The organism is Collinsella sp. AF37-9 (genome assembly GCF_003475115.1).
In the GTDB taxonomy this organism is placed as follows: Bacteria; Actinomycetota; Coriobacteriia; order Coriobacteriales; family Coriobacteriaceae; genus Collinsella.
In genome coordinates, this window is the sequence record NZ_QROQ01000052.1 from 1 (window position 1) to 3,213 (window position 3,213).

Annotated in this window: 5 protein-coding genes; 4 read left to right on the top strand and 1 reads right to left on the bottom strand. The window is 61.5% G+C overall.

Annotated features, from left to right (window positions below):
- The first annotated feature begins 174 nt into the window (after positions 1-174).
- The 4 genes from DW024_RS10400 (at position 175) to DW024_RS09790 (ending at position 2,669) form a co-directional block, all read left to right on the top strand.
- Positions 175-300: a hypothetical protein gene (locus DW024_RS10400; RefSeq protein WP_255413310.1), complete on the top strand. Its 126-nt coding sequence runs from the start codon at positions 175-177 to the stop codon at positions 298-300.
- A 271-nt stretch (positions 301-571) separates the two neighbouring features.
- On the top strand, positions 572-1,210 hold the full coding sequence (locus DW024_RS09780) for a hypothetical protein (protein WP_118377599.1): 639 nt from the start codon (positions 572-574) through the stop codon (positions 1,208-1,210).
- Entirely contained in the window at positions 1,207-1,932 is a 726-nt protein-coding gene (locus DW024_RS09785; protein WP_118377600.1) for a metallophosphoesterase family protein, read from the top strand. Before DW024_RS09780 ends, DW024_RS09785 begins: the two co-directional genes overlap by 4 nt.
- Complete coding sequence (locus tag DW024_RS09790; protein ID WP_118377601.1) at positions 1,932-2,669, top strand: metallophosphoesterase; 738 nt, start codon at positions 1,932-1,934, stop codon at positions 2,667-2,669. The genes DW024_RS09785 and DW024_RS09790 overlap by 1 nt, the downstream gene beginning before the upstream one ends.
- A 42-nt stretch (positions 2,670-2,711) precedes the next feature.
- Here the strand turns inward: DW024_RS09790 and DW024_RS09795 are convergent.
- On the bottom strand, positions 2,712-3,213 hold a 502-nt coding region (locus tag DW024_RS09795), incomplete at its 5' end, for a hypothetical protein (protein WP_233541376.1).

Sequence of the window (3,213 nt, forward strand, 5' to 3'; positions counted from 1 at the left end):
GTACGGATGAATGTGGGAGGTGTTCGGATAAAGTCGATAATCAAGGGCTCGCAATTCGGCGAGGGTGAGGAGTATGAATTGATCTGCGGGAGTCAGCCGCTCTGATAGAATCGTCCTTGCTGTCGGCAGCCCTCGTGCCGGGCAGAGCCCTCCATTAGATGGGAGGTGATGCCCATGACCGATTTCACCGAGCTCGTGAAGCTCCTGACCGCTACGGTCTCGCTCCTCACGGCCCTTGTCGGCCTTTCCAAGGCACTCAAGCAGGGTTCGAAGCCCAAAAAGAAAGGCCACCGTCGCTAAGACGATGACCTAACTCTATTAAGCAACGGCTCTGCCCAGCTCACTACAACTTGGGCTGCCGTCGGCACCATTCTACCCTCCTGACGAGGAATTCGTCCATATTTCAAAAATCAAATCCTGTTCGCGCGTGGGCGCGTGGGCGTAAACTTTTAGTTGGGCAAACCCGACAGATTGGAGCTTGAAACATGAGGGATATGCACCTCATGTCGCTCATAAAACGTCTCCTGACCTCGAAGGAGAACGTTTTTTAGCGACAGAAGGAGACATAAATATGATCTGGTTTACCAGCGATACCCACTTCGGGCATGAGAACGTGCTGAAGTTCACCGACCGCCCGTGGGAGACGATTTGGCAGATGAACGACGCCATCGTCGACAGCATCAACGGCAGGGTTGCCGTGGACGACGAGCTCTACATCCTGGGGGATTTCTCATTCAAGATGACCGCCCAGGACGCCTACGGGCTGCGCAAGCGGATCGCCTGCAGGCGCATCCACCTCGTCCCGGGAAACCACGACAAGGACTGGACCCAGCCGGCGGTCGCGGGCGCCTTCACCGTGGAGCCGCCGATCTGCGTGCTCAAGATCGACGGGCAGAAGATCGTCCTGAGCCATTACCCCATGGCCGACTGGCAGGGCATGAACCATGGATCGTGGCACCTCCACGGGCACATCCACAGCAGCGGCGGCGCGTACAACGAGTTCAACCGCAAGCAGGGCCTTCTGCGCTACGACGTCGGTTGCGATGCCAATGGGCACTCCCCGGTGAGCCTCGACGAGCTGAGGGAGTGGTTCGCCGGAGTCGACGAGCCGTGCGGCCGGGTGAAATGGCCCTGGTGGGTCAACGAGACCGGCGACAGGCAGGTCGAGCGCGAGCTGGCGGCGTACAAGAGGGAAGAGGCGATTCGATGACGGTCTATGTGACGGGCGACATCCACGGTGGGCTCGACATGCAAAAGCTCCGCGACTGGGAGCTTGGCGATAGTCTTACCAGCGACGACTATCTCGTCGTTGCCGGTGACTTTGGCTTTCCGTGGAACTTTTCTGCCGAGGAATGCGCTGACATCGCTTGGCTCGAGTCGCGCCCCTACACGGCTCTCTTCGTGGATGGCAACCACGAGCGCTTCGACCACTGGGAGGAGCGTCCCATGGAGCCGTGGCACGGCGGGCTGACGCAGCGCCTTTCGGATACTTCGTCTATTCGGCGCCTGACGCGCGGCGAGGTCTTCGAGCTCGACGGCTCGACGGTCTTCACCATGGGCGGTGCCACGAGCGTGGACAGGGAATACCGCGTGCCGCATTCCAGCTGGTGGCCTCAGGAGCTCCCGGACGAGCGCGATTTCGATACCGCGCGGGCAAGGCTCGACGAGGTCGGCTGGAAGGTCGACTGCGTCATCACCCATACCTGCTCGACGCGCATGCTCTCGCCGACGCTCTACCCGGACCCAGGCTGGGAGCGCCCTGATGTGGACCGGCTGACCGGATTCCTCGATGAGCTCGAGGATCGCCTGGACTACAAGCGCTGGTATTACGGCCATTTTCACCGAGACGGCAACCCGGACGAACGTCATACCGTGCTGTACGACCGGATCGTGAGGCTCGGGGACAAACTCCTGCCGTGGGGTGTGTACTGATGGCTGTCTATGTGACAGGAGACGTGCACGGCAGGGCCGAGTACGGGGCCAGCAGGTTCGCCTTCAGGTCTTGGTCGCTGGGCCGGACTCTGACGAGCGACGACGTGGTGATCGTGGCCGGCGACTTCGGCTTTGTCTGGGATGGATCCAACGCCGAGAAATACTGGCTCGACTGGTTCGAATCGAAGCCGTGGACCACGTGTTTCGTAGACGGCAACCACGAGAACCACCGGATGCTGGCAGAACTGCCGGTGCGGGAGTGGAACGGCGGCCTCGTCCATGAGGCGCGACCGCACGTGCTGCACCTGATGCGCGGAGAGGTGTTCGATATCGACGGGCTCACAGTCCTTGCCATGGGCGGTGCCGCGAGCAACGACAGGCAGTATCGCAGGGAGGGGAGGAGCTGGTGGCCCGAGGAGATGCCGAGCGAGGAGGAGATGGAGCACTGCCGCGCCTCGATCGACCGCGTGGGCTGGAGGGTCGATTACGTGGTGACGCATGAGGCTCCTGCTGCCCTGGCTAGAGAGCTGTGCCGGGAGCGCGGACGTGAGTACCGTGGGGATCAGCTGCAAACCTTCCTAGGCGAGCTCGACGGGCGGCTCGACTATCGCGTCTGGCTCTTCGGCCACTACCACGGCGACGAATGGCGCGACGACAGGCATCGCCTGATCTACCGAGACATCGTGCCGATCGAAAATGCTGCGCCCGGTTCTAGGAACCTTCTAGAAGCGCTCTAGAAGGTTCCTAGAAATCAGCAGCCTGGCAGGAGAAGCGCGTGGCTACTCGCCCCTCATCTGGGTCATGACCTCGACCTTGGCCTCGGCCACGGCCGCACGCTGCTCGGAGGCGGCGAGGCGGTCCTTGAGGGCGGCGACCTCGGCCATCAGGTCGCGCTGGGCCAGGAGTGCGTCGTTCAACTCGGCTTGGGCTTTCAGCGCGGCATCACGCTCGCCGCGCAGCCGCTCGATCTCATCGGACATAGCCTCAGCCTCGGCGTGGAGCTGGACGACCTGCCTGTCGAGCTCCCTGGCATCGGTGAGATATCTGATGCTCGCGGCGTGGAGCTCGTTGTTCTCGAGTTCGAGGTTCGCGGTATCGAGTTCGAACTTCTCCTCTATAAAGGCAATCCGCTCATTGCAGTCGGCCTCAATCTTTTCATTCCGATCCGTCGCCTCGGCGAGCTTGCGGCTGAATTCATCCACCTGGTCCCTGAGCAACGCGTTCTCGGTTCTGAGGGTACCGTCAAGATTCTTTCGCAAATTGATCGAGGCGGCCTCGGCC

Coding starts and splice junctions, on each gene's coding strand:
- DW024_RS10400 (WP_255413310.1), top strand. CDS start 175: ATGACCGATTTCACCGAGCTCGTGAAGCTCCTGACCGCTACGGTCTCG.
- DW024_RS09785 (WP_118377600.1), top strand. CDS start 1,207: ATGACGGTCTATGTGACGGGCGACATCCACGGTGGGCTCGACATGCAA.
- DW024_RS09790 (WP_118377601.1), top strand. CDS start 1,932: ATGGCTGTCTATGTGACAGGAGACGTGCACGGCAGGGCCGAGTACGGG.
- DW024_RS09780 (WP_118377599.1), top strand. CDS start 572: ATGATCTGGTTTACCAGCGATACCCACTTCGGGCATGAGAACGTGCTG.